Annotated in this window: 26 protein-coding genes; 1 reads left to right on the top strand and 25 read right to left on the bottom strand. The window is 41.4% G+C overall.

Annotated features, from left to right (window positions below; all coding sequences use genetic code 11):
- Positions 1-77: 77 nt before the first annotated feature.
- From asnS to NSS92_RS04160, 14 genes are all read right to left on the bottom strand, one after another.
- Positions 78-1,370, bottom strand: a complete 1,293-nt coding sequence (gene asnS / locus NSS92_RS04225; RefSeq protein ID WP_340869917.1) for an asparagine--tRNA ligase — start codon at positions 1,368-1,370, stop codon at positions 78-80.
- Between the two features lie 115 nt (positions 1,371-1,485).
- On the bottom strand, positions 1,486-1,971 hold the full coding sequence (gene tseB, locus NSS92_RS04220; protein WP_267587444.1) for a cell wall elongation/penicillin-binding protein regulator TseB: 486 nt from the start codon (positions 1,969-1,971) through the stop codon (positions 1,486-1,488).
- Positions 1,972-1,983: 12 nt separating this feature from the next.
- On the bottom strand, positions 1,984-2,154 hold the full coding sequence (locus NSS92_RS04215; RefSeq protein ID WP_065214698.1) for a YpmA family protein: 171 nt from the start codon (positions 2,152-2,154) through the stop codon (positions 1,984-1,986).
- Between the two features lie 147 nt (positions 2,155-2,301).
- A complete protein-coding gene (gene dinG / locus NSS92_RS04210; protein ID WP_267587443.1) occupies positions 2,302-5,079 on the bottom strand; it encodes an ATP-dependent DNA helicase DinG in 2,778 nt (925 codons plus the stop codon).
- A 114-nt stretch (positions 5,080-5,193) separates the two neighbouring features.
- Positions 5,194-5,577, bottom strand: coding sequence for an aspartate 1-decarboxylase (gene panD, locus NSS92_RS04205; RefSeq protein ID WP_024422780.1), 384 nt, complete (start codon positions 5,575-5,577; stop codon positions 5,194-5,196).
- A complete protein-coding gene (panC, locus tag NSS92_RS04200; protein ID WP_340866978.1) occupies positions 5,570-6,436 on the bottom strand; it encodes a pantoate--beta-alanine ligase in 867 nt (288 codons plus the stop codon). Before panC ends, panD begins: the two co-directional genes overlap by 8 nt.
- On the bottom strand, positions 6,433-7,272 hold the full coding sequence (gene panB / locus NSS92_RS04195) for a 3-methyl-2-oxobutanoate hydroxymethyltransferase (protein WP_024422781.1): 840 nt from the start codon (positions 7,270-7,272) through the stop codon (positions 6,433-6,435). The genes panC and panB overlap by 4 nt, the downstream gene beginning before the upstream one ends.
- Positions 7,273-7,469: 197 nt before the next feature.
- Entirely contained in the window at positions 7,470-8,453 is a 984-nt protein-coding gene (locus tag NSS92_RS04190; protein WP_340866976.1) for a biotin--[acetyl-CoA-carboxylase] ligase, read from the bottom strand.
- Positions 8,426-9,628, bottom strand: a complete 1,203-nt coding sequence (locus NSS92_RS04185; protein ID WP_340866975.1) for a CCA tRNA nucleotidyltransferase — start codon at positions 9,626-9,628, stop codon at positions 8,426-8,428. Before NSS92_RS04185 ends, NSS92_RS04190 begins: the two co-directional genes overlap by 28 nt.
- The gene (gene bshA / locus NSS92_RS04180) at positions 9,621-10,766 is read right to left on the bottom strand and encodes an N-acetyl-alpha-D-glucosaminyl L-malate synthase BshA (protein ID WP_340866974.1); all 1,146 of its coding nucleotides are present in this window, start codon (positions 10,764-10,766) and stop codon (positions 9,621-9,623) included. Before bshA ends, NSS92_RS04185 begins: the two co-directional genes overlap by 8 nt.
- Before the next feature lie 2 nt (positions 10,767-10,768).
- Entirely contained in the window at positions 10,769-11,473 is a 705-nt protein-coding gene (gene bshB1, locus NSS92_RS04175; protein WP_064497524.1) for a bacillithiol biosynthesis deacetylase BshB1, read from the bottom strand.
- Positions 11,460-11,879: a methylglyoxal synthase gene (gene mgsA, locus NSS92_RS04170; protein WP_034280445.1), complete on the bottom strand. Its 420-nt coding sequence runs from the start codon at positions 11,877-11,879 to the stop codon at positions 11,460-11,462. Before mgsA ends, bshB1 begins: the two co-directional genes overlap by 14 nt.
- Positions 11,880-11,896: 17 nt before the next feature.
- The gene (dapB, locus tag NSS92_RS04165) at positions 11,897-12,700 is read right to left on the bottom strand and encodes a 4-hydroxy-tetrahydrodipicolinate reductase (RefSeq protein ID WP_095408867.1); all 804 of its coding nucleotides are present in this window, start codon (positions 12,698-12,700) and stop codon (positions 11,897-11,899) included.
- Positions 12,701-12,705: 5 nt separating this feature from the next.
- Complete coding sequence (locus tag NSS92_RS04160; protein WP_024422788.1) at positions 12,706-13,041, bottom strand: nucleotide pyrophosphohydrolase; 336 nt, start codon at positions 13,039-13,041, stop codon at positions 12,706-12,708.
- A 137-nt stretch (positions 13,042-13,178) separates the two neighbouring features.
- Here NSS92_RS04160 and NSS92_RS04155 point away from each other — a divergent pair, with 137 nt between their 5' ends.
- Positions 13,179-14,051: a YitT family protein gene (locus NSS92_RS04155; protein WP_197198208.1), complete on the top strand. Its 873-nt coding sequence runs from the start codon at positions 13,179-13,181 to the stop codon at positions 14,049-14,051.
- 30 nt (positions 14,052-14,081) lie between these two features.
- On the opposite strand, the gene ypjB is transcribed toward NSS92_RS04155, so the two are convergent.
- From ypjB to hisC, 11 genes are all read right to left on the bottom strand, one after another.
- Positions 14,082-14,885 (bottom strand): sporulation protein YpjB, encoded by an 804-nt coding sequence (gene ypjB / locus NSS92_RS04150; protein ID WP_267587438.1) that lies wholly within the window; start codon positions 14,883-14,885, stop codon positions 14,082-14,084.
- A 65-nt stretch (positions 14,886-14,950) separates the two neighbouring features.
- The gene (locus tag NSS92_RS04145; RefSeq protein WP_142945870.1) at positions 14,951-15,544 is read right to left on the bottom strand and encodes a DUF1405 domain-containing protein; all 594 of its coding nucleotides are present in this window, start codon (positions 15,542-15,544) and stop codon (positions 14,951-14,953) included.
- A 100-nt stretch (positions 15,545-15,644) separates the two neighbouring features.
- Entirely contained in the window at positions 15,645-16,412 is a 768-nt protein-coding gene (locus NSS92_RS04140; RefSeq protein WP_024422792.1) for a menaquinol-cytochrome c reductase cytochrome b/c subunit, read from the bottom strand.
- 41 nt (positions 16,413-16,453) lie between these two features.
- Positions 16,454-17,128 (bottom strand): menaquinol-cytochrome c reductase cytochrome b subunit, encoded by a 675-nt coding sequence (gene qcrB, locus NSS92_RS04135; protein WP_003215804.1) that lies wholly within the window; start codon positions 17,126-17,128, stop codon positions 16,454-16,456.
- A 2-nt stretch (positions 17,129-17,130) separates the two neighbouring features.
- Positions 17,131-17,637, bottom strand: a complete 507-nt coding sequence (locus NSS92_RS04130) for a ubiquinol-cytochrome c reductase iron-sulfur subunit (protein ID WP_007500911.1) — start codon at positions 17,635-17,637, stop codon at positions 17,131-17,133.
- A 144-nt stretch (positions 17,638-17,781) separates the two neighbouring features.
- Positions 17,782-18,228, bottom strand: coding sequence for a YpiF family protein (locus tag NSS92_RS04125; RefSeq protein ID WP_251216624.1), 447 nt, complete (start codon positions 18,226-18,228; stop codon positions 17,782-17,784).
- 61 nt (positions 18,229-18,289) lie between these two features.
- Positions 18,290-18,829, bottom strand: coding sequence for a ReoY family proteolytic degradation factor (locus NSS92_RS04120; protein WP_008344562.1), 540 nt, complete (start codon positions 18,827-18,829; stop codon positions 18,290-18,292).
- A 75-nt stretch (positions 18,830-18,904) separates the two neighbouring features.
- Positions 18,905-20,176 carry a tetratricopeptide repeat protein gene (locus NSS92_RS04115; protein ID WP_095408873.1) on the bottom strand — a complete coding sequence of 424 codons (1,272 nt, stop codon included), beginning with the start codon at positions 20,174-20,176 and terminating at the stop codon, positions 18,905-18,907.
- Between the two features lie 280 nt (positions 20,177-20,456).
- The gene (gene aroA / locus NSS92_RS04110) at positions 20,457-21,743 is read right to left on the bottom strand and encodes a 3-phosphoshikimate 1-carboxyvinyltransferase (protein WP_340866973.1); all 1,287 of its coding nucleotides are present in this window, start codon (positions 21,741-21,743) and stop codon (positions 20,457-20,459) included.
- A 10-nt stretch (positions 21,744-21,753) separates the two neighbouring features.
- On the bottom strand, positions 21,754-22,869 hold the full coding sequence (locus tag NSS92_RS04105; RefSeq protein ID WP_340866972.1) for a prephenate dehydrogenase: 1,116 nt from the start codon (positions 22,867-22,869) through the stop codon (positions 21,754-21,756).
- 115 nt (positions 22,870-22,984) lie between these two features.
- Positions 22,985-24,082 carry a histidinol-phosphate transaminase gene (gene hisC, locus NSS92_RS04100; RefSeq protein WP_267587434.1) on the bottom strand — a complete coding sequence of 366 codons (1,098 nt, stop codon included), beginning with the start codon at positions 24,080-24,082 and terminating at the stop codon, positions 22,985-22,987.
- Positions 24,083-24,091: the final 9 nt, after the last annotated feature.

The following is a 24,091-nucleotide window of genomic DNA, read 5'->3' as shown; positions in this document are numbered from 1 at the left end:
GTATATCACGTTTTATTTCACGTGCCCCTCTAAAAAGACGTTTGAAAAAGCCTCCATTTGTTGGAGGCTTTCACGTCTTAAGGGTATAAACGGTTTAATAATCTTGGGAATGGAATGGTTTCACGCACATGCGGCGCTCCACTAATCCAAGCAACTGTACGTTCAAGTCCAAGACCAAAACCTGAATGCGGTACAGAACCGTATTGTCTTAATTCTGTATACCATTTGTAAGTTTCCTGATCAAGCCCATGTTCTTTCAATCTTGCTTCAAGAAGCTCTAAATCATGAACACGCTCAGAACCGCCAATAATTTCTCCGTATCCTTCTGGTGCAATCAAGTCTGCACAAAGGACAACATCTTCACGATCCGGTGCTGGCTGCATATAAAACGGTTTTAATGATGTTGGGTAATGAGTGATAAACACTGGTTTATCATAGCTTTCGGCGATCGCTGTTTCGTGAGGCGCTCCGAAGTCATCTCCCCATTCGATATCATCAAAGCCTTTTTCTTGCAAGAATTTAATCGCTTCATCGTAAGTGATGCGCGGGAATGGTGCTTTGATGTTTTCTAATTTCGCTGTATCACGGCCTAGTGTATGCAGCTCAACTTTACAGTTTTCAAGTACACTTTGAACAACATGAGACACATAATTTTCTTGATACTTAAGGTTTTCATTGAATTCGACAAAAGCCATCTCAGGCTCGATCATCCAAAACTCAATTAAATGACGTTTTGTTTTAGATTTTTCAGCTCTAAATGTTGGGCCAAATGAGAATACTTTTCCAAGTGCCATTGCCGCAGCTTCCATGTAAAGCTGACCACTTTGAGAAAGGTATGCATCTTCATCAAAATATTTCGTAGCAAACAGTTCCGTTGTGCCCTCAGGTGCACTTCCAGTTAAGATTGGCGGATCTACTTTCACGAAACCTTCTTGATGGAAGTATTCATATGTAGCACGAATAATTTCGTTACGGATTTTCATAATGGCATGCTGTTTTTTAGAACGAAGCCATAGATGACGGTGATCCATTAAGAATTCTGTTCCATGCTCTTTTGGTGTAATTGGATAATCTGTCGCTTCATGAATCACTTCAATGGATTTCACTTGCAATTCAAAACCTAATGGTGAACGCTCGTCTTTTGTCACTTGACCTGTCACATAGACAGATGTTTCTTGTGTAACTGATTTCGCAAGCTTAAAGACTTCCTCTTCCACTTCTGCTTTTACTACGACTCCTTGAATAAAGCCTGTCCCGTCACGCAGCTGCAAAAATGCAATTTTTCCGCTTGAACGTTTATTGGCAATCCATGCGCCGATGGTTACTTCTTGATCGACGTGTTTAAACACTTGATTAATCGTTGTTTTCAACATAATTCCCTCCAAAGCCAGAAAGAAACTCACCTTTTCGACAGGTGTGAATCTTTTTTCATACATTTTATTATAACCGTTCTAAATCAGCATGGTCAACGCAAGACAGGAGAAACTACGGTGTTAAATTTTTTTCCACGTGTCCTGTCGAGAAGTCGACATAGCTGAAGCTATATTGATTGTTCTCATTTAAGTACGTCACTTCCCAAAGGAGTACGTCACCTTCTCTCGCTAATTTGACCTCTTTTAGCTTAGAGACCGTGTTCTCCTTTTGAACGGCTTGTACTGCTTGATTCGAGGTAATGCCTTCTTTTGCTTTTTTTGCGATCACTTTTTCTTTTTTGCTGGCAGGAACCCAAACGTAGGTCATTTCATTCTGTTTGTTTTTCCCTTCAACAATAAATTGTTTTTCTTTCCCGACAAAGGTTTCCACTTGCTCCACTTGTACGATGTTTGCTTGTTCTTTTGCTCGTTCGATCGCTGCTTCATGCCCTTGTTCTCTTTGTCCCATGGCAATTTGATAAATCCACGTAAAGCTGATGATGCCAATAAGTAAAACGAGAGCCACTACAGATGAAATAATCCAGACTATTTTTTTCATGTCAAGCTTCCCCTATGTGCGATATATCGTAAATACCGCTTGATTTTGGTCTTCTTGATCTAATGCTAATCCAAACATGAGATCTTCTCTTTTAAGCGTTCTGTTCAATAAGTCAACGATTTTGTATAGGTCTTCTGAATGCTTAATTTGAACAGTTGAAAGTACCTCTATTTTACTTTCCACTTCTAATTCCTCCTCGGTACGTAAATATTGTTAGTCATACTTTTCTGCACGGGAACCGATACTATTTTTACAACGGAACACAAAAAGCCGTTACGATAAATTAACTCCAAACCCACACCAGCTAAAGGCCGCTTATGACAGCGGCTTTTACTTGTTAAGGTCTTCTATATACGCCTCAAGTGACTCTTTTGACATCTCGTGAACTGGCGCATGAGGGAGTGATTCTAAAAATAGTTTTCCATATGAAGCGGTTTTCACTCGGCGGTCTAAAATCAACAATGTGCCAATGTCTTTTTCAGAGCGCAGCAAGCGTCCAGCTCCTTGCTTAAAGGTTAACACAGCTTCTGGTAAAGCGACGGCTTTAAACGGATTTTTCCCTTGTTTTTTAGCTGCATCACATTTTGCTTCAATGAGCGGAGAATCAGGCGGCCGAAACGGAAGACGTGCCATGATGACTGTTGTCAGCTCTGAGCCTGGAAAATCAACACCTTCCCAAAAGCTACCCGTACCAAGTAAAATGGCTTGTTTTGCTAATTTGAACATTTTCGTTAATTTTACAGGGCTTCCGCCTGTCAAACCTTGAGCAAAAAGGGCTGATTGCATCCCTTCTGTTTTTAGCTCTTCATAGACTGCTTTTAACATCTCATGTGAATTAAACAAAACCAATATTTTTGCATGATGCTGCTTTTCCATGATCTTAATATATCGTGCGGCTTGCTTCACATAATCTCGTTCATCACGGTTCGTAATCGGCGGCATGTCTGCCGGAACAATAACCTTGAGCTGTTTTTCAAGTTCGAAAGGTGAATCAATTTGCACAAGATGAGGATAAAAATCTTGCAGCCCAAACCGTTCCAAGCAATAATCAAAGCGGTGATTGATGGTGAGCGTCCCTGAAGTGAGGACGACACTCTTTTTGTTCATAAAGAAACGATCAGCCAAAAGCTCCCCAGTATCTAACGGCTGTGCATGCATAAAGACTGCGTTTTTTGCACCCTTTGCATCAATTTCAATCCAAACCGTTTCATCGTTTTTCGGTTCAAAGATAAACCGGTAAAGCGTACTGCAAAATGTATGCATAAACGACATGACTTGATCGTATTCCTCTGCTTCAAAGGCAAAGTGCTCTGTCAGCTGATCACTTTTTTGAAGAAGCTCGTTTTTTTGCTGCTCATACAGCTTCTCACAAGCAATTAACAAGGAACAAAGCTTACTTGCCGTTTCTTTAATCCGTTTCCACTGAGCATGCTTCGAATGATGACGTACTCTATGAATGAGACGATTGATATCGGCTTTTGGTTTTGTCCTTTTCACAAATGAATGAACGGTGCTAAAGAAAGCGTCACTTTCCATTTGAAGCTGATTCAGATACTCATCCATTTCGATAAAGGTGTCCGTTTGTAACCCTGCATGATGAAATCTCTTTTTCAGTTTCTTTAACAGTCCGCCTTGTAAGGAGCCAAGCTGCGTTAATTTCGCATGAAGCTGAATATAAGACGCACTATCCCCTAGTGTTTCATTGGCTGTTTTCTCAAATTGATGGGCTTCATCTATCACATATACGTCAGCATGCTGAAAGATAGACGATGCCTCCGTTTGTGATAAGAGCAGACGATGATTCGTTAAAATTAAATCAGCTGTTTTTGCCCTTCTTTTCGCGCGCTCATAAAAGCAATACTCTTTAAAACGGCGCTTTTTCGATGTAAACGGCATGTGCACACAGGAAATGCGGTCTTTTATATTGGCAGCTCCTGACGGTAAATTCAGTTCAGATAAATCACCTGTTTCTGTTACAAGGAGCCACATTAAAATTTGCGCCTTCGTTAAGACGACATCATAGTTATCATCTTCCTCATGAAGCACATGCTCAAACTTATCTAAACAAATATAATGCGCCCGTCCTTTAAATACACAGGCAGAAGGCTCAAACGGGAGCAGTTGATTCAACATCGGCACATCACGCTGAAGCATTTGCTGCTGCAAAAGAATGGAATATGTACTAATAATGACAGGTTTTCCTGATTTCTTCGCTTCTAGAGCAGCTGGGATGAGGTAAGCCAGCGTTTTCCCAATGCCCGGTGCCGCTTCAATTAATGCATAGGCTCTTTCATGAAACACGTCTCTCACTTTATTCATCATCGTGAGCTGGCCTTCTCTTACTTCATAGCCTTCTATCGTTTGCGGGAGCTTCTTTTTGATTTCCTCAAACAGCTGTTCATCATCTTCACCTACTGAATGTGTCGTCTCAGTGATAGGATTGGTGACATCTTTTACAGAAAAAGAGCCGACTTCCACCAAAGAATCTTCCCGGCTTGCATGGCTCGTTTCAAGCTGTTTAATTAAAAGTCCTATATCACTTAAGAGATAAGAGGATAATCTGCGCAGCTGTTTCAGCACATTTGGCGGTGTATGTTTTAATTGATGGAATAATGTTAAAAATAACATGGCAGTAACTTCCGCATCACTATCCGCCCTATGCGGGTGGTCATGTGGAAGCATGAGCTCTTCACTTAATTCAGTGAGCTTATAACCTTCAAGCTCAGGATAAAGAATTCTAGAAATCTCAACTGTATCAATTGCTAGCACATCCAGCTCATTTTTCCCGCATGCTTTTAGTTCATCATTTAAAAAATTCAAGTCAAAATGAACATTGTGCGCAACAAAATAAGCACCCTGTATGAGATCATACACCTCTTGGGCAATATCCTCAAAAAACACCGCATCATCAACCATATGCTGCTGAATGCCTGTCAGCTGTTCAATAAATCCAGGGATTGCTTTTCCCGGGTTCACATATTTTGAATACCGTTCGACAATTTGTCCATTTTCAATGACCACCGCAGCTATTTGAATGATTTTATCACCCTTTTTAGGTGAATTTCCGGTGGTTTCAATATCAACGACAACAAACCTTTGATCGGTCATAAAATGGACACCTCAATTCCTCGTTTCACCCTGAAGTGAAACACGCTCTGGACAAAATAGATGAAACAGAACAGCTTCTTTTCATGAAACTGTTCTGTTTCCATGGAGCTTGCGTTATAAAATCGTTCTCGCAGGCTCTTGCCCAATCATTTGTTCAATTTGGTTTTGTTTATTTAACACGACCACTTTTGGTGTATGTGTCTTTGCTTCTTCTTCTGACAGCATCCCATAAGCGATAATAATGACTTCATCCCCTGGCTGAACGAGTCTCGCTGCCGCCCCATTTAGACAAATGACACCGCTCTTTCTTTCGCCGGGAATAATATATGTTTCAAGTCTCGCGCCATTATGATTATTGACAATTTGTACTTTCTCATTTGCCATCATACCTGCCGCATCAAGTAAATCTTCGTCAATTGTAATACTTCCTACATAATGTAAGTTTGCTTCTGTTACCGTCGCTTTATGAAGCTTAGATGTCATAAAGGTTCTATACATGTTTTTCACCGCTTTCAGGAACATGGAAAATCACATTATCAATCAGTCTTGCCCGTGAGAATTTCACCGCAATCGCCATAATGACTTGACCTGCTAACTGCTGAAGCGGCTCAAGTTCTGGATATGAGTAGATCTCAATATAATCTATTTCTCCGCCCGTGTGAACAAGTTCCTCTTCTATCAGCTGATATACACGACTGACATCACGTTCACCTTTTTCAACAGCTGACCGGCCTTTTTTTAATGCGCGGTATAAAGCGGGTGCTTCTTGTCTTTCTTTTTCTGACAAGTACACATTCCTTGAGCTTTTCGCTAAACCGTCTTCTTCTCTGACTGTCGGTACAGATACAAGGTGAAGATCAAAGAAGAAATCCTTGATCATCGCATCGATTACAGCGACTTGCTGTGCATCCTTTAGACCAAAGTAGACATTTGTAGGTGACACAAGATGAAACAGCTTTGTGAGCACAGTGACAACGCCGTCAAAATGTCCTGGACGTTTTTTTCCGCATAAGACATCTGTCCGCTTTTGAACCGTCATCGTAATAGATGGTTCATTTTGGTACATTTCCTTCACATCAGGTGTAAATAAAATATCCACCCCTGCTTGTTCTGCAAGACGCTGGTCTCTTTCCATATCCCTTGGATAGGATTCAAAGTCTTCATTTGGTCCAAATTGCAACGGATTGACAAAAATACTCATCACGACAATGTCATTTTGACCTCTTGCCTCTTTCGCCAGAGTCAGATGTCCTTCATGAAGAAAGCCCATCGTCGGAACAAAGCCGATGGAATGCTGCTTTTCTTGATGCTGCTTGATCAATTCTTTTAGTTCGTGAATATGGGTGACAACGTTCATTTTTTGATTCCCCCATATAAGCCATCAAGGACTTCTTCTTTGATATGAAACGTGTGCATGTCCTCTGGAAATGTGCGTGCTTTTACTTCTTTCGTATATTGAATGAGCGCTTCTTCTAAAACAGTATCAATTTGCGCGTATTGTTTCACAAACTTAGGTGTTCTAGACACCCCGTATCCTACCACATCATGGTAAACGAGAACTTGTCCGTCTGCCTCAGCTCCTGCACCAATTCCGATCACAGGAATCTTCAGCATGTCGGTAATTCGTTTTGTCAGTTCGCCAGGTACGCATTCCAGCACAAGTGCGATCGCACCGGCTTCCTCACATTTCAAGCTGTCTTCAATCAATTTTTGAGCACTTTCATGGTCTTTTCCTTGCACTTTATACCCGCCAAGTACACCAACTGATTGAGGTGTGAGGCCTAAATGACTGACAACAGGAATTCCGCCTCTTGTTAGAGCTTGAATGGATTCAAATACACCATCTCCGCCTTCTAGCTTTAAGGCATCGGCACCGCTTTCTTGCATGATGCGTGCAGCATTTTTCATTGTTTCTTCTAACGAATAATGGTAAGACATAAATGGCATATCAGTCACAACAAATGTGTCTTTTGCGCCTCTTTTCACCGCTTTTGTGTGATGGATCATATCATCCATCGTGACTTGAACTGTGGAATCTAGTCCAAGTACAACCATCCCAAGTGAATCACCAACTAAGATCATGTCGACTTCCGCTTTTTCCGCTTGCTTTGCAGCTGGATAGTCGTATGCGGTCAGCATCACAATAGGTTCGTTTTGTTCTTTCATTTTGAAAAAATCTAGCTTTGTCTTCATTTGTTCCTCCTCATTCTGGAGAGGAGATGGCTTGCCTCACATCACATGCTTTGATTTCTCATGTGCGGCGAATCATCCCTCTGTCCAAGTCCCTTAGGATCAAGGCAGAAATTTATCAAATTTTTCTTCCTAACAGGTACAGTTCTTTGCAGATACTGCCCACACGAAGTATATCAAAAATGTGCCGGGTGTTCCACTCAAGTTGACTTGATCTCAATGTCTGCGGAGTAGATTTTTTGGATACCGTCCTCCGTTTCAAGCAATAAAACACCTTCTTCATTGATTCCAAGCGCCTTCCCCGTATATTGCCCATTGACGGTGCGGGCAACAATATGTTGACCGATCGTCATCGCAAACGATTCCCATAATTGTTTAATCGGTGCAAATCCTTGCTTCATATAATCATCGTATCTTTTTTCAAAAGTGGACATGATCTGTTGTATGAGTGCAGCACGATCCACTTTTTCATTCAGTTCCATCCGCAGACTTGTGGTGACATCCTTTAGTTCATCTGGGAAGTCATCGGCTGTTTGGTTCACATTAATGCCCGGTCCAATAATGACCGCATGAACCTGGTCAGCTTCTGCTTTTAATTCAGTCAAAATGCCAACGACCTTTTTTCCATCCAATAAAATATCGTTTGGCCATTTAATAGATGGATTGAGTCCTGTTTGCTGCCTAATCGCTTCTGCAATGGCTACAGATGCCAAAAGCGTCATTTGCGGCGCTTTATGCAGTGGTATTTCAGGCCGGAGAATGAGGCTCATCCAAATGCCTGTCCCATCTGGTGAATGCCACGTTCTTTGAAGACGCCCTTTTCCATTCGTCTGATGATCGCTGACAACGATCGTGCCGTGGGGCGCACCTTCATTTACAAGATCATGGGCAATCAGCTGAGTTGAAGCGACTTCTTTCTGAAAATAAATATGCCTGCCGAAGCTCTCTGTTTCCAGACCAAACAGAATTTCGTCCTCACTAATTTTGTCCGGTTTACGAAGCAGACGGTATCCTTTCCTTCTAACTGCTTCTACCTCATACCCCTCTTTTCGCAAATCTTCCATATGCTTCCACACAGCCGTTCGAGAGCAGCCAAGCTCATCACAAATTTGCTGACTTGAGACAAAATCCTGGCTGGATGCTGTAAATAGTTCAATTAATCGTTTTCTAATTGCGGATCGCATGCTTTAAGCCACTCCTCTATGGCTTCTTTTCGGTTTTCCAAACGGTTTTGCAAAACGGCTTTTTTCAGAAAATTAAGCTCCTCTGCAATCCATTTCCCAGACGTCTTTTGCCGAAAGGCCATTAAATCTTTTCCTGAAACAGCGAGGTCTTGGAGCTTTTTAATCGGCAGTGCATCATAAGAACGCTTCGCTGCTTCCAGCTCATCAAAGAAAATGCGGCGCTCATGTTTTAGCTGCGTGATCTTCAAACTAGATAAGAGCACGTGTTCACCAGCTTCAAACATGTTTTCCGCATCCCAGTCACAATCTACGTATTGACTAATAGCTACTGCGTCTTTCAAAAGCTTCGTTGACAGCTTCCATTCTTTTAAGAAGGCCGCAGCCTCCGCTTCATCTAAACCTAGCAAATGGATGAAAGCCCCCCATACCTCTTCTAATCCATCCAGTAAGTAATATGGAAAGGATTGAAAGGATTCATGAAGACGATCCTCTTTGAGACCTGGTAATTCTTCATATAACTTGGTTGAAATGAGCACTTGAATGGCCTGCTCACAATGACGGCCTTTTAAAAGCTTTTCCATTTCAATCTTTTTGCGCTCAACCGATATGTTGGCAAGAAGATGCTTATCTTTTTTCATTGCTTCAGCCGTTTCATCAGCGAGCTCAAAGCCAAGCTGGCTTAAAAAACGGACAGCTCTCATCATGCGAAGCGCATCTTCTTGAAAGCGGCACGCAGGATCTCCTACAGTTTGAATTCGTTTCCGCTTAATATCCTGTTTACCACCTACATGGTCAATGATTTCCCCATTTATATCCATGGCCATCGCATTAATCGTTAAATCTCTTCTTAAAAGATCTTCCTTCAGCGACTTGATAAACGCCACTTCTTTTGGTCTGCGAAAATCTTCATATTCTGATTCCGTTCGAAACGTCGTGACCTCATAGCTGACACCATCATGCAACACAATGACAGTGCCATGCTCCTTACCGACATCTACTGTTTTTTCAAATAAAGACTCAACCTTATCAGGTGTTGCATCTGTCGCAATATCAATATCGCCGATTTCCCGTCCTAATAGAACATCTCTCACCGCTCCGCCGACAAAATAAGCCTGATGCCCATGTTCGTGCAGTGTATGTAATATAGGGATCGCATGTGTGAATGGTTCATTCATCTTCATCATCACCTTCGATCAATTCTAGGTAAAGCTTTTCATATTCACTCACAATCTTTTCAGAAGAGAAATGAGCCTGAACACTAGACTGAGCTGCCGCTGACACTTTTTCATGAAGCGCTTCGTCTTTCAGCAGTGACACTGCGTGCTTTGCTGCTCTGTCTATATCGCCGAGCGGGACAAGAAACCCTGTTTCTCCATGTGTAATGACCTCTGGAATACCGCCGACATCTGTCCCGATACAAGGGACACCGCACGCCATTGCTTCAAGAAGCACAAGCCCAAAGCTCTCCTTCTCCGAAAGAAGCAGCTTCAAATCACTTATTGAATAAAGCTCCTCAACCTTCTCTTGCTTGCCTAAAAACAACACGCGGTCTGTCAGTCCTAGTTTTTTCACGAGCTCGCATACAACCGATTTTTCAGGACCATCCCCAATGAGCAGCAGCTTTGCCTGCACCTGTTCAGAAATCTTTTGAAACACATGAATCACATCATGCACCCGTTTCACCTTTCGAAAGTTTGATACATGGATGATGACCTTTTCGTTCGGTAAAAGACCATAATGTGTCTTTAGCAAATTGTGATCTTCACGCAAATACACCCGTTCATCAACAAAATTATGAATCGTATCAATCTTTTTATCTGGTTTGATGAGATCGTACGTCTGCGCAGCTAATGAATGTGACACCGCCGTCACGCGATCCGATGATTCGATGGCGAACCGGATCACTTCCTTTAATGATGGGTCATAGCCTAAAACCGTAATATCCGTCCCATGAAGCGTCGTAACGACTTTCACAGAGTGTCCAGTCATTTGTTTAGCTAAAAACGCACAGACAGCGTGCGGGACCGCATAATGCGCGTGAATAATATCAAGCTTTTCTCGTTTTGCGACTTCTGCCAATTTACTTGCCAGCGCAAGGTCATAAGGCGGATATTGAAAAACAGCATATTGATTCACATCCACCTCATGAAAATAAATATTTGGATATACTTTATTAAGCCTAAACGGAATGCTAGAGGTAATGAAATGAACATCGTGCCCTTTTTCAGCTAAACGTTTTCCAAGCTCTGTAGCTATAATGCCTGAGCCGCCGACACTTGGATAACAAGTAATTCCGATCTTCAGTTTTTTCATAATTACCCCCCAAGTAAGTCATCGTCCATCAAAAGTGGTTTCTTTGTGATAAACCCTTCTGCATAAGCTTTGTTGACTTCTCTTCCATACATAGACTCTCTCATTTTGACAAAATCAATATAACCGTTCACAAGAGGTGTCTCTACTGAATTTGCCGATTTAACAAATTGGCTTTTATACGCATGCAAGCTATCAATTTTTTGGTGCATTTCCTCAGAAATATCGATCACAAAATCTGGACGATGGTGCCCATTAATCATGTAATAATACATTTGGCTTATTTTATGCGCTGGCTGCTTGTATGAATCTTCAAATTTATGTATACCTGCAGAAAAAGCGGCCTCTTCTACAAGTGAGCCCGCATGGCCGTGATCTGGATGGCGATCTTGGTGGTGCGGAGCGAAAATCAGTTTCGGTTTGTATGTTCGAATCACGCCCGCAATTTCCTTCATCGCTTCGTCATTTAGATACAGCCCTCTATCTGGCAGTGTGAGCTGGATTCTCGCTCTGACACCTAAAATAGCGGCGGCGGCTTTTGCTTCTTCTTTGCGGCTCTCTACCGTTCCATTTGAAGATAATTCGGCCTGAGTCAAGTCGCAAATCCCGACGCGCGCCCCTTTTTTTACGTATTTTGCAATCGTTCCGCCCATTCCGATCTCTACATCATCGCTATGGGCACCGAATGCAAGGATATCAAGTCGTTTCATTTGTTCCTCCGTTTTTTGCTACATCTCGAAAATCAAACGTACCTTTATTTAAATTCCTGACTAAAATTTCAGCGGTTCCCATATTGGTGGCTAATGGAATGGTATACACATCGCAAAGCCGGATGAGTGCAGATACATCCGGTTCATGCGGCTGCGCAGTTAGCGGGTCTCTAAAAAAGAGCACAAGATCCATTGCATTATCAGCAATTAAAGCACCGATCTGCTGATCTCCCCCAAGTGGTCCTGACTGGAAACGATGAATGGGAAGCCCCGTCGCTTCTTTCACTCTCAAACCTGTTGTACCTGTTGCGTAAAGTGTATGATCTGCCAAAATATCACGGTACGCGGTGGCAAATTGAATCATGTCACTTTTTTTCTTATCGTGAGCGATTAAAGCAATGTTCATCAGGAATCCACTCCTTATTAGTCGATGATATTTTCTAAACCATAGACGAGCTGATCAATGTGCATGACCTGCTCTACTGAAAGCTTCACGCCTGACATAAAGGATGCACGGTTATAAGAATCATGACGAATGGTGAGCGTCTGTCCGTCCATTCCAAACAGCACTTCTTGATGGGCAATCATACCAGGAAGTCTCACGCTGTGCAGACGGATACCATCATAATCGGCTCCTCGTGCCCCTTCGATCAATTCTTTCTCTTCTGGATGTCCCTGCTTTTTGCTTTCTCTTACTTCTGCAATCATTTCAGCTGTTTTTAAGCCCGTACCGCTTGGGGCATCTAGTTTTTTATCATGGTGAAGCTCAATGATTTCAACGTCAGGAAAATAATTCGCTGCCATTTTGGCAAATTTCATCATTAAGACCGCACCGACAGCAAAGTTTGGTGCAATAATACAGCCTATGCCCTTTTCTTCTGTTAATTGCTGAAGCTCTTTTAGGTCATCTTCTGAAAATCCAGTTGTTCCTACGACTGGACGCACGCCATGTTCAAGTGCTTTTTTTGTATGTACTTTCCCGATTTCTGGTGTTGTCAGATCAATTAATACATCTGGTGCTGTTTCTGAAAGACACACATCAATATCCGTATAAATTGGCGCATTAGATGTCGTATGAATCACATCAGATAATTTTTTTCCTTCATGCGCGTGATCAAGTGCGGCCACCAGCTCAAAATGGCCTGTTTCTTCCGCCAGCTTCACAGCCTCTATCCCCATTCTTCCTCTTGCTCCAGCGATTACTACTTTGATGGTTTCGTTCGTCATCGTCTCTACTTCCCTTCTTTTTTCGTCCAGCGGTCTTTATCTCTTGTATTGAATTTATGCATCACACGATCATGTGCTTCTTCTAGTGAAATATCAAGTGAATTAGCGAGGCATGTTAACACAAACAAAACATCGCCAATTTCTTCTTCCATGCTTTTTTCTGTTTCCGTTGTTTTTTTCGGCTTTTCTCCATAGTAATGGTTAACCTCTCTTGCCAGCTCCCCTAATTCTTCTGTCAGACGGGCCATCATCGCAAGCGGGCTGAAATAGCCTTCTTTAAATTGTCCTATGTAATCATCTACTTCTTGCTGCACGTGACGCAGCGTTTTTTCTTTCGTCATGAAGCTCATCCTCCTATCCATCTCTTACATGTTAGCGAAATCATAAATATTTGACAAATGTTTAAGACTCAGTTTGCTTGTTTCTCTCCCATACCATATAATATTATCGCTGTCTAAGCAAAAAAAGGAGTGATCTCTTGCTAAAAGAAATTCGTCTTAAAAATATCGTATTTATTTTAATAGGATCTGCGATTTTTTCTTTCGGTCTTGTTCATTTTAATATGCAGAACAATTTGGCGGAAGGCGGATTTACAGGTATTACACTGCTTTTATATTTTCTATTTCACATTGACCCATCTATTTCAAACCTTGTCTTAAACATTCCGATCTTTTTTATTGGCTGGAAAATGCTCGGCAGAACGATGTTTACTTATACAATTGTAGGAACAGTCAGTCTTTCTGTCTTTCTTGCCATCTTCCAGCGCTTTCAAATACATATGCCTCTCCAGCACGATTTAGCTTTAGCCGCCCTCTTTGCAGGTGTGTTTATCGGAACAGGCCTCGGGATCATCTTTAAATTCGGCGGTACAACAGGCGGTGTGGACATCATTGCAAGACTGATTAATAAGCATTATCAGGTGGCCATGGGACGAACAATGTTCATCTTCGACGCATGCGTCATTACCATCTCTCTTACCTACTTAAATTATAAAGAAGCAATGTATACACTTGTCGCAGTGTTTGTTGCTGCGAAGGTCATTGACTTCATGCAAGAAGGCGCTTACGCAGCCAAAGGCGCCATGATTATCTCTGAAAAAGATGACATCATTCAAAAGAAAATCACGGATGAAATGGAGCGCGGTGTCACCATTTTAAAAGGGATCGGTTCCTATACGAAACAGGAGCGCAACGTTCTTTATTGCGTTGTTCCGAAAAACGAGCTTGTCCACCTCAAAAGCGTCGTGACCTCAGTCGATCCTCATGCGTTTGTATCTGTCAGTGACGTGCATGATGTTCTCGGTGAAGGCTTCACATTAGATGAACACAAAAAGCCGCTCAATCCGCATTAAAAAAGAAGCACCAGTTTTGGGCTTCTTTTTTTATGATTTAGGATATTCAGCTTGACGTTTTTGCTTCTTTTCTTTTTCAGCACGATATTTCCGAAATCCAACATACGTTAACGTTAATAAAATGATACTCCCAGTTGTTAAGATGACCCATAAAAGCGATGGATCAGCTTCATCTTGATCGACGTGAGCAAACACACTCGATAAATCCTCTTCCAGCTTCGTGAGACGTTCAAGCTTTGTCCCACTTGATGCTTTTAAAAATTCACCTTGCTCAATCACTTCCATGTGCTGCTTAATCGTCTGCAGCTTTTCAGGCGAAATATCAATGGTTAAACTCGGATAGATCATATCGTATAAAGAAACCAGCTCATTCCATGTTTCATAAAATGTCGTCGATTCTGGATCTTTCACTTCTTTTTTCAAAGTAGGAAAAGACCCCATAATGGGCTTCTCGAGCGAACCCCAAAGAGGCTCAGAATCCGACTGGATCGCATCGAGCAGCATTCTAAATTGAGAGGCATATCGAAGCTTTTCGCGCTCATTCAATTCTTCCTGCGGCAGCCCTTTTATCATATCTTGATAGCCAAGTGTAATTTGCCGAATCTGCGTATTCGTCAAAGTTCCACGCCAATTCTCAGCTTTAAATGTCTTTTCAACATACAATGCGACTTGTAATGCCTCATCATATTTAGCTTGTCTCGTTAATTGAAAGATTGAATCTGATAGTTCCGTTAATTCTTGCAGCGTGTTAGCAGCTGTTTCCTCACCTTTGGCAACAGATGGCTGTAATACGAGAAAAAATAATAGAATCATCGCGATTGGCTTTCGTTTCATGCAAGTCCCTCCTAGCCCTTCTCCTTACAGCGTATGAAGAAAAGGACAAGGTTAGACCAACATTGTTAAGGGAGTTCCAGCTTGACCGATTTTTTCGATAGAACGAGATAATACGAAACAAAAAGAACCGCGATACTTAGCCAAAACGTCGCGTAGCCGATCTCGTTTGAATAAGCAGACAGCATAGAATAACGCGGCATCATACCAAATACATAATCAATCACATCGTTATGTAAAATCCAAATGCCGGCTACTACGAGATGACGCATTTGAAAACGATAATACGGCGCAAACAATACGGCCTGAACCGCCATCGCAAAATGAGACCCAATCAGCATGTATCCTTCCCACGGAAAATCATCAACAGATAAAAGCACAAAGATATTCATTCCTACCGCCCAAAGCCCATATTTAATCAAGGTTACAAGAGCAAGCGCTTCAAAATAAGGAGCGTTTCGTTTCATCAAAAACGCAAGTAATACAAATAAAAAGAAAAAGCTGGCCGTTGGACTGTCTGGTACAAAAGCTAAAAAGACAGCCGGCGTCTCTACGAGCTGCGGAATATACCAATAGTAGCCGTACACAGTGCCAAGGAAATTGATCATAAGCACCAGCACAAGCATGTAGCGCGTCGCTAGCAAATATTGAATCCATCTCATATGTCTCTTCACTCACGATCTGTTAAAATCAGAAAAAAGCTGACAGCGCCAGCTTTTTCTCTTTTGAGTATATCCTTGTACTTGCATTTAAACAACTGAATTATTTTGATTTGACCTCAGATAAATATTTAGAGAGCTTTTCGAGTTCTTCATCACTGCCTTTAAAGACACCCTTAGGCATGTTGCCTTTTCCTTCTACAGCGATTTTAGCGATCTCCTCAGGCGAAAGACCGTTGTCAACGAGTGACGGTCCGGCTGCTCCGCCCTGCATGTTATCCCCGTGGCAGGAGATACATGTCTGCTCTTGATAAATTTTATATTCTTCAGCTGAAGTATCAATCTCTGCTTCTTTCTTAATCTCACCTTGTTTTGCCGCTGCTTCCCAATCATGAGTTGCAACAGACTCCCACGTTAAATATGTTGCTGCGCCGACTGCAAGGATCATCATCCCGACTGCAATTGGTCTTCTATACGGTCTGCGTTCTGGACCTGAGTCAAGAAATGGTGCGAGCAAAAGTGCACCAAACGCAATTCCAGGCATAATCATCGCGCCGACGACAGTGAAGTTTCCTGCAGCAAATTCATATTTTAATAACTGGTACAAAAATAGGAAATACCAGTCTGGCAGCGGAATATAGCCAGTATCTGTTGGATCAGCCATCCTCTCAAGCGGAGGCGCATGAACAACAGTTAGGACAAGAAATCCAATTAAAAAAACGGCACCTACAAGCCATTCCTTTAAAAGAAAGTTCGGCCAAAAGGCTTCTGTTTTTCCCGGATATTCGGAATAGTCTTTAGGTATGTTAGGTTTTCTTTCTGCCGGTATTCTGGAATCTCCGACAAACTTCATCCCTTTTCCCCTATGCAAAGTCATCCCCTCCTCATTGAACATTCATCAAACGCAACATTTTATAGCGGTCCAGAAATTCCTTGCTTACGAATCATAATAAAGTGGGCAGCCATCAGCCCAAATAATGCCGCTGGCAAGAAAAAGACATGGATAGCGAAAAATCTCGTCAGCGTTTGTGCCCCTACAATGTCAGGATGACCTGCAAGCAGCGTTTTGATCTCTTTACCAATGAAAGGTGTTGCTTCTGCAATTTGAAGACCAACCTTCGTCGCAAACAGCGCCTTCATATCCCATGGTAAAAGATAACCTGTAAAACCAAGTCCAAGCATCACAAAGAAAATGAGCACACCAACAATCCAGTTCAGCTCTCTAGGCTTTTTATACGCCCCTTGGAAAAAGACCCTTAGCGTATGTAAAAACATCATCACAATGACTAAACTCGCACCCCAGTGGTGCATCCCTCTGACAATCTGGCCAAATGCCACTTCATTTTGCAAATAATAGACAGATTCCCAGGCATTTTTAATATCCGGCACGTAATACATCGTTAAAAACATGCCCGAAAGGACTTGAATGACTGTCACAAAAAACGTTAAACCGCCAAAACAATACACAAAAGCGGAGAAATGATGTGCTGGATTGACGTGCTCTGGCACCTCGTGATCCGCAATATCTCTCCATATCGGTGTAATGTCCAGCCGCTCATCTACCCAATCGTAAATCTTGTTAAGCATCGTTACCCTTCCCCTTTCGGCACAGCTTTTCCAAGATAGAGGTATCCGTCCTTCACTTGCTGCTTATAATGGTCAAGCGGTGCAAGCGGTGGAGTTCCGGGTACGTTTGTACCATCCTTGTCGTACAGCCCATAGTGGCACGGGCAGAAAAATTTGTTTGGATTTTTCGGATCACTGTTCCAGTTCACTGTACATCCTAAATGTTTACAGATTGGCGATAAAGCGACAATTTCATCCCCTTCTTTGTACACCCATGCTGACCTAGATTCCTTTGACTCATACCATGCATCTACTTGATCAATTTTAAAGTCAAAGCGCTTCGGTTCCTTTGTCAGTTCATCTACACTGACAACTTGAACCATATCCTGATCCTCTGTTCCTTTTAGCACAGGGTCAAGCGCAAAGCGAACCATAGGCATGAGCATTCCAGCGGCCATAAATCCCCCCACGCCGGTCAACGTGTAATTCAAAAATTGACGCCTGGACACTCCATGTCTCTTCTCGCTCATTTTTTTCTCCCCCCCTCAGGTCGTCAGCTACTTTATAACTGAATTAGAAAAAATTTCATAAAACTAGGACACCCTCATAATATATCAATCTATTCACAAGGTCAACATCCTAAAAAGCTATGTACAATGCAAATGTAAGGGTTTTTATGAAGGGTTCCATTTTTGTAACAAAAAGTTCAAAATTTGTTCTACACTGTCTTGAATGATTTTTTGCTTTAATTCAACCTTCAAATGCTCCAGCGGAACAGGCTTGAGCAAAAATAGCGATTCACTGATCTCAGCATGCTCTTTCCACTTGTGATCAGATGTGATCAATATGACATGCTGAAAATGATCTTTGAGCGACTGCTTCATTGTGAGTATGTCTTCTTGTTTCCGGTCACTCACTTCCAAATATGTATGTGGCGGAAAAAGAAAAACCCGCCCTTTTAACTGTCTTTCAAGTTCATCTGCTACAAGAATAGTAAACTCTCCTAAAGACACGGTTTGTTTCATTTGATCCGCATCAATCCCAACTAATGGAATGATAGCGGTATCAATGTAAGCTTTAGATTGCAAAAAGCGATCCGCGTCCTCTGATTGAAACCTCATCAAATTCCCCTCTTTCATGACATAAGCCCTGCCTGTATAGGGCAAGGCTTATTCGTTCAGTTTATGACAATAGGCTTAATTCTTTTGCCAGCTTATTAAATGTTTCTTGATCATGACGGTCAAGTGCTTCATCTATCTCTTTCATGAGCCGTTCTTTTTGGAAAGTTGCGATTGAATGCTCAAGCACTTTCTCAGCAAGATCCTTATCTTTTTCGTTCTCGTAAAGATCCTTTGGAATATGAGGATTTGTTTCAAGAACAGCGGCATATTCCGGCGAACGATATGCAGAACGGAAATTCAATTGAATAAACAAATCCTGCTGTTTATTCAAACGAATATCATGAAATGACTTTTCAGCATCTGTCGTCATGATGTTTTCTTTATAAAATCTAAAGGGAACTTCATCCACACAGTGTGTCGACATGATGATTCCCCTTGGGCAAAATTCTGCTTGCTCTACAAAATGAACCTTTTCCATCAAAGAGTCGTGACTCATTAAATAATTTAATATCCAAACACACTCTCTTCGCTTTAGCTGATAATGGTTTAAGAACCACCGGATAAATTCCTTTTTTTCATTGACAGAAACAGGGGTCTGCATGTTATTCCCTCCTCTATCGTAAATTAAATTGCTATACATGAATTATTCAACAAACCAGTTCTTCATTCCTGCAAACTATAAGGAAATTTCGTCTTCAATTCTTAAAATCGTTTCTTCAATTTCTTCATTCGTGCCATCTTTCTCTAGAACTTTGCGTAATAACGGCAATGCTTCTTTTTGTCTGCCCTCTTCTAAAAGGAACGAAGCGTATTCATATAAAAAGTCACGTTCCTCATCAAAATCAGGCAGGGCAAGTTTGAAATACTCGGCTGCCTCTTTGTATTCTTCTCGCCCGACTGAAGCAGATGCAGCATACCAATTCCATTTTGGATCATCTTCCCCAAAGCTTTTAACCTCTTTAATAACATCCAGGATTTCATCAAACAGCTCTTCATTTAAATAGATCGCCAGCAATGTTTGAACTGCTTCAATATACCCCGGATCGAGAGCAAGTGCTTCTTGAAGCAGTTTTTTCGCATCTTCTGAATCCCCATTTTTCAAATCAATCTTGGCACCATATAAATATAATTCTTTGTTATACTCATCAACTTTAATACCCTCTTTTACTACCTCTAAAGCCTCGTGATATAGTCCTTCTTCCTCATAACTTTTCGCTAAAGGCATATAAAGTGACGAGTAAGACGGATCAATATCTTTCAGTTCTGTAAGCTGCTGAATGGCTGTTTTCGTTCTGCCAGCCCTCATCGCTGTAAATCCGTAGCCAAAAAGAGTATTCGGATCTGCCTGATCTTTTACTGCCTTTTCGTACCATTCAAGTGCATCCTCAAATTCTCCAGCTGTGCTGAGTGATTCAGCGAGCCGCTGATACACATTGACACCGCCAACTTCATGCTGTTGATCTGCCACTTTGTAGAAATAATCTGCCGCTTTTTTTGAAAGACCTTGTGAAAAATACAATTCACCTAATGCAAAATCAATGATGGCTTCATTCGGCAGTAGTTCTTTCGCTTTTAAAAGCTTTTGTTCACTGACTTCAAATAGTCCTTGCATTTGATACAAATCTGCCATTAACAATAAACTCTCTGGGTATGCATCATCATGTTCAGGAATCGTTTCTAATACTGCAATCGCCTTCTCCTCTTCATCAGAGTCAATCAATAGCTCTGCATAAAAACACGTTAAACCTGTTTCTTCTGGATATAAATCATGTAAATCACTGATGAGATTGCGTGCTTTATCGATATCTCCCCAATCATAATATAACTGAGCTGCCTGCGCCTTTTCTTCATCATGCAAATGCTTCTCTGCTTGAGCAAGTGTTTGGAGTCCTTTTTCAGTCTCACCCGCCTCAACTAATTTTATGGCTTCTTGTAATGAACTATTCAAATCAAACCGTTCCTTTCTGTTTCCAAAAACCTAAACTATTGTTACTTCATATCATAATCGACAGGTGCACATCCAGCAAATATGTTGCTCTTTTAAAATGAACCCATTTTTGTGTTTTAAAGACTGTTTTTCATTTCATCCTTTACGAAACTGATGATTTGTAAACTCCATGCACTGTTTTCATCGAACAAAGTGATTTTTTTCAAGGTTTCACCTTGAGACAAGCTATGCTATATTTCTGACAAATATGCAAAAGGAAAGAAAAAGCCTGAGGACATCCTCAGACTGTTTTCGTTAAGTATTCAATGTGATCAAAGAAATTCGGGTATGAGACACGAACAGCATCTGTATCCTCAATCTCAATTGCTTCCTTTGTCATACATGCGGCAATTCCGAGCATCATACCGATACGGTGATCTCCGTAACTTGAGACGACCGCGCCGCCTTGAAGTGTAGTTTTACCATGAATCTTCATACCATCATCTGTTGCTTCAATATCAGCACCGAGTTTTTTTAGTTCTGATACGACTGTATCAATTCGATTGGTTTCTTTTACTTTTAACTCAGCAGCATCTTTAATGATCGTTGTTCCTTCTGCTTGGGTCGCAAGAAGGGCAATAATCGGAATTTCATCGATGAGTCTTGAAATCATGTCACCAGAAATTTCAATCCCTTTTAATGATGAAGTAGAAATCGTTAAATCACCATACGGTTCTCCGCCTTTGGCATCTACTTCATTGATCTCAAGGTTTGCACCCATAAGTCTCAGCACATCAATAATACCCGTTCTTGTTTTGTTTAGCCCGACATTTTTTAAAACAATCCGGCTATTAGGAACGATAGCTCCAGCTACAAGGAAAAATGCAGCTGAAGAGATATCTCCTGGAACAAATATATCTGTTGCTGTTAATGTTTGGCCGCCTTCAATGGAAACACTTTGTTCATCTTCATCTAGTTTCACACCAAACATAGAGAGCATTCTTTCTGTATGATCTCTTGATTTATGTGGTTCAATTAAGGTCGTTGTTCCCTCTGCTTGAAGTCCAGCTAAAAGGACAGCCGACTTAATTTGTGCACTTGCCACTGGAGACTCATAAGAGATTCCTTTTAAATGACCGCCACGAATAGACAGTGGTGTATACTCGCCATTTGCTCTGCCGTCTATTTTGGCTCCTAGTTGTTTAAGCGGACCCGTCACTCGTCTCATTGGTCTTTTGGCAATACTCTCATCACCGATTAGTGTACTGTGAAACTCACAACCAGCTAATATTCCCATCATTAATCGAATGGTTGTACCAGAATTGCCCACATCAAGAATGTCAGACGGCTCCTTGAGCTCTTTCAATCCCTTACCATGAATGACAACATCTGTCCCATTTTGTTCAATTTCAACGCCCATCTTTCTAAAGCAATCAATCGTACTTAAACAATCAGCTCCAGGAAGAAAGTTTTTCACTACTGTGGTCCCATCAGCAATTGCACCAAACATCACTGATCTATGTGAAATAGATTTATCACCTGGGATATGAATTTCTCCATTCATAGGAGCATTTTTATGAATTTTCATGTTTGTCACCTCAGTCAGCATAAAATGTATCGTAATTCGCTCTATTTTTTATACAGATTTCTGCACGCTTGCGATCGTCATCTGTTTGAAAACTAATGCGTAAAATCCCATTAATGTCTTCCCGCGTCTCAATAATACGGATATTTGTAATACTAATGTTTTCACTTGCTAGATGACCTGTGATCTCCGAAATGACCCCAGGGTGATCCGGAACATCGACATACAGATCATAAAAAGCAGGAATGGCTCCTTTTTTCCTTAGAGGAAGTCCATCGCGATATTCCTTTGCATCTTGAAAATAAGAGAACAATCCTTCAGCATCTTCTTGCTGTACGAAGGTTTCAATGCGGTTGATCTCTTTTTTCCATTCATGAAAACGGTCTAAAATCTTGTGTTTATTGTGCAGCAGGATATCCCGCCACATTGCAGGATTGCTTGAAGCAATTCGTGTGATATCACGAAATCCTCCAGCAGCAAACCGTTTAACAAGTGGGAATTGTTCTTCAAAATGATGTGCTTGATGCACAAGGCTGGCTGCAACAATATGAGGGAAATGGCTGATAACACTTGTCACAGCATCATGTTCTTCTGGTGTCATCTCGATGAAATGAGCATGTGTCCCCTTTAACAAATCCATCAACCGATCAACAGCTTGACGATTTGTTTCCTTTGCAGGCGTTAAAATGTAGAACGCATTTTCAAATAAAAAGTCTTTCGCTGCAATAACACCTGACTTATGAGAGCCTGCCATTGGATGTCCACCAATAAATTGGTAATGATTAGGCAGCGCTTTTTCAGCAAAATGGACGACCTTTTGCTTTGTGCTGCCGACATCAGTGATTGTGAGCTCTCTATCAATTCCAGAGTCTGCAATATCGCTAAGCATCTTCACTGTTTGCTGGACAGGTGTTGCCAAAATAATGGTCGAAGATTCTTCTAAACCAGCCATAAACGAATCAGCGGCTAAATCAATGATACCCAGCTTTGTTGCAGCAACCATTTGCTCTTTGGAAACATCAAATCCTACAATTTTTTTATGAGGATGCTCTTTTTTAATTGAGAGTGCAATGGACCCTCCAATTAAACCGAGTCCAGCTATTAATATTGTTTCATTTGCATCATTCATATTCATCACCTGATTTTTCGCGAAAATTAAACAAGCTATTTTTACAGCTTATATGTATATGACGTTGGTACAATGAAAGCCATATCCTGCCTTAGGATATGACTTTCTGGTTATGCTACGCACGAATGCCTTGCATTAAATCGGCAAGTGTACTTAAAATTTCTTCATTTTGCTCTTTTGTTCCGACGGTAATACGTAAAGAAGTCGGAAAGCCAAGTGCTTTCCCGGAACGAACAATGTAACCTTTTTTCAATAATGCATTGAACAATTCATCTGCATCTCTTTTAAAATCAATCAGCACAAAGTTTGTTTGAGATGGATAGATATATAGTCCAAAACGGTCAGCAAAATCTTGATATTGCTTGAGACCTGCTTCATTTTTCTGTCTGCATGATTGAATGAAGTCTTGATCTTTTATCGCTGCACGCGCAGCTGCCTGAGCGATACGACTAGTATTAAACGGTTCTCTCGCTGGTTCAATGGCAGTAATCAGCTCTTCTGACGCAATCCCGTAGCCTACTCGAAGTGCTGCAAGTCCATACGCTTTAGAAAACGTTCTAAGTACAATGACATTTTGATAAGCGTGTAATAAAGATAAACTGTTTGGAAAATCTTCCGCACGAACGTATTCAAAATACGCTTCATCTAGTACAACAAGCACGTGAGCTGGCACTTCATCTAAAAACGCCACAAGCTCAGATTCTGACAAATGATTTCCTGTCGGGTTATTTGGATTACATACCCAGACAACCTTCGTGTTCTCATCGATCGCATCCAGCATACCCTTCAGATCGTGAGCTCCTCCGTCTAAAAGAGGCACTTCTCGAATTTCAGCATGTTCAATCACTGCATTGTGACGGTATTGCGGAAAAGATGGAGATGGGATGACGGTATTTGTATGTTGGTCAAGGAATGCTCTCGCAATAATTTGCACAAGTTCATCTGAGCCATTCCCGAAAATTAATTGTTTTTCACTTACTTGAAGAAACTCAGCAAGCTCCGTTCTTAAACTTGCGCTGTATCCATCTGGATAAATCGCTAAATGTTCGAGTTCAGCCTCTATCGCCTCTCTTGCATGTACGGAACATCCAAAAGGGTTTTCATTTGAAGCCAATTTCACAATTTTGTCTAATTGATATTCTTTTTTGACCTCTTCAATTGGTTTCCCAGGTTGATACGGTTTTAGCTGTTTTAATTGATCTTTGATTTGCAAAATGTTTCA

Origin of the sequence: Bacillus sp. FSL M8-0166 (assembly GCF_038008825.1) — a bacterium.
Taxonomy (GTDB): domain Bacteria; phylum Bacillota; class Bacilli; order Bacillales; family Bacillaceae; genus Bacillus; species Bacillus safensis.
The sequence above is the reverse complement of the archived record's forward strand: the minus strand, read 5'-3'. Positions and strand labels throughout refer to the sequence as shown.

Bases quoted from the DNA above. Each gene is read 5' to 3' on its own strand.
- panB (WP_024422781.1), bottom strand. From the start codon at position 7,272: ATGAAGACAAAGCTAGATTTTTTCAAAATGAAAGAACAAAACGAACCT.
- NSS92_RS04190 (WP_340866976.1), bottom strand. From the start codon at position 8,453: ATGCGATCCGCAATTAGAAAACGATTAATTGAACTATTTACAGCATCC.
- NSS92_RS04185 (WP_340866975.1), bottom strand. From the start codon at position 9,628: ATGAATGAACCATTCACACATGCGATCCCTATATTACATACACTGCAC.
- dapB (WP_095408867.1), bottom strand. From the start codon at position 12,700: ATGACGAACGAAACCATCAAAGTAGTAATCGCTGGAGCAAGAGGAAGA.
- aroA (WP_340866973.1), bottom strand. From the start codon at position 21,743: ATGAAAATTCATAAAAATGCTCCTATGAATGGAGAAATTCATATCCCA.
- mgsA (WP_034280445.1), bottom strand. From the start codon at position 11,879: ATGAACATTGCTTTAATCGCTCACGATAAGAAAAAAAGTGACATGATT.
- qcrB (WP_003215804.1), bottom strand. From the start codon at position 17,128: ATGCTTAACAAGATTTACGATTGGGTAGATGAGCGGCTGGACATTACA.
- NSS92_RS04120 (WP_008344562.1), bottom strand. From the start codon at position 18,829: ATGCAGACCCCTGTTTCTGTCAATGAAAAAAAGGAATTTATCCGGTGG.
- dinG (WP_267587443.1), bottom strand. From the start codon at position 5,079: ATGACCGATCAAAGGTTTGTTGTCGTTGATATTGAAACCACCGGAAAT.
- tseB (WP_267587444.1), bottom strand. From the start codon at position 1,971: ATGAAAAAAATAGTCTGGATTATTTCATCTGTAGTGGCTCTCGTTTTA.
- panD (WP_024422780.1), bottom strand. From the start codon at position 5,577: ATGTATAGAACCTTTATGACATCTAAGCTTCATAAAGCGACGGTAACA.
- NSS92_RS04145 (WP_142945870.1), bottom strand. From the start codon at position 15,544: ATGAGATGGATTCAATATTTGCTAGCGACGCGCTACATGCTTGTGCTG.
- bshB1 (WP_064497524.1), bottom strand. From the start codon at position 11,473: ATGAAACGACTTGATATCCTTGCATTCGGTGCCCATAGCGATGATGTA.
- panC (WP_340866978.1), bottom strand. From the start codon at position 6,436: ATGAACGTTGTCACCCATATTCACGAACTAAAAGAATTGATCAAGCAG.
- NSS92_RS04125 (WP_251216624.1), bottom strand. From the start codon at position 18,228: ATGAGGTTTCAATCAGAGGACGCGGATCGCTTTTTGCAATCTAAAGCT.
- NSS92_RS04130 (WP_007500911.1), bottom strand. From the start codon at position 17,637: ATGAGCGAGAAGAGACATGGAGTGTCCAGGCGTCAATTTTTGAATTAC.
- bshA (WP_340866974.1), bottom strand. From the start codon at position 10,766: ATGAAAAAACTGAAGATCGGAATTACTTGTTATCCAAGTGTCGGCGGC.
- NSS92_RS04160 (WP_024422788.1), bottom strand. From the start codon at position 13,041: ATGACGAAAGAAAAAACGCTGCGTCACGTGCAGCAAGAAGTAGATGAT.
- NSS92_RS04105 (WP_340866972.1), bottom strand. From the start codon at position 22,869: ATGAATGATGCAAATGAAACAATATTAATAGCTGGACTCGGTTTAATT.
- ypjB (WP_267587438.1), bottom strand. From the start codon at position 14,885: ATGAAACGAAAGCCAATCGCGATGATTCTATTATTTTTTCTCGTATTA.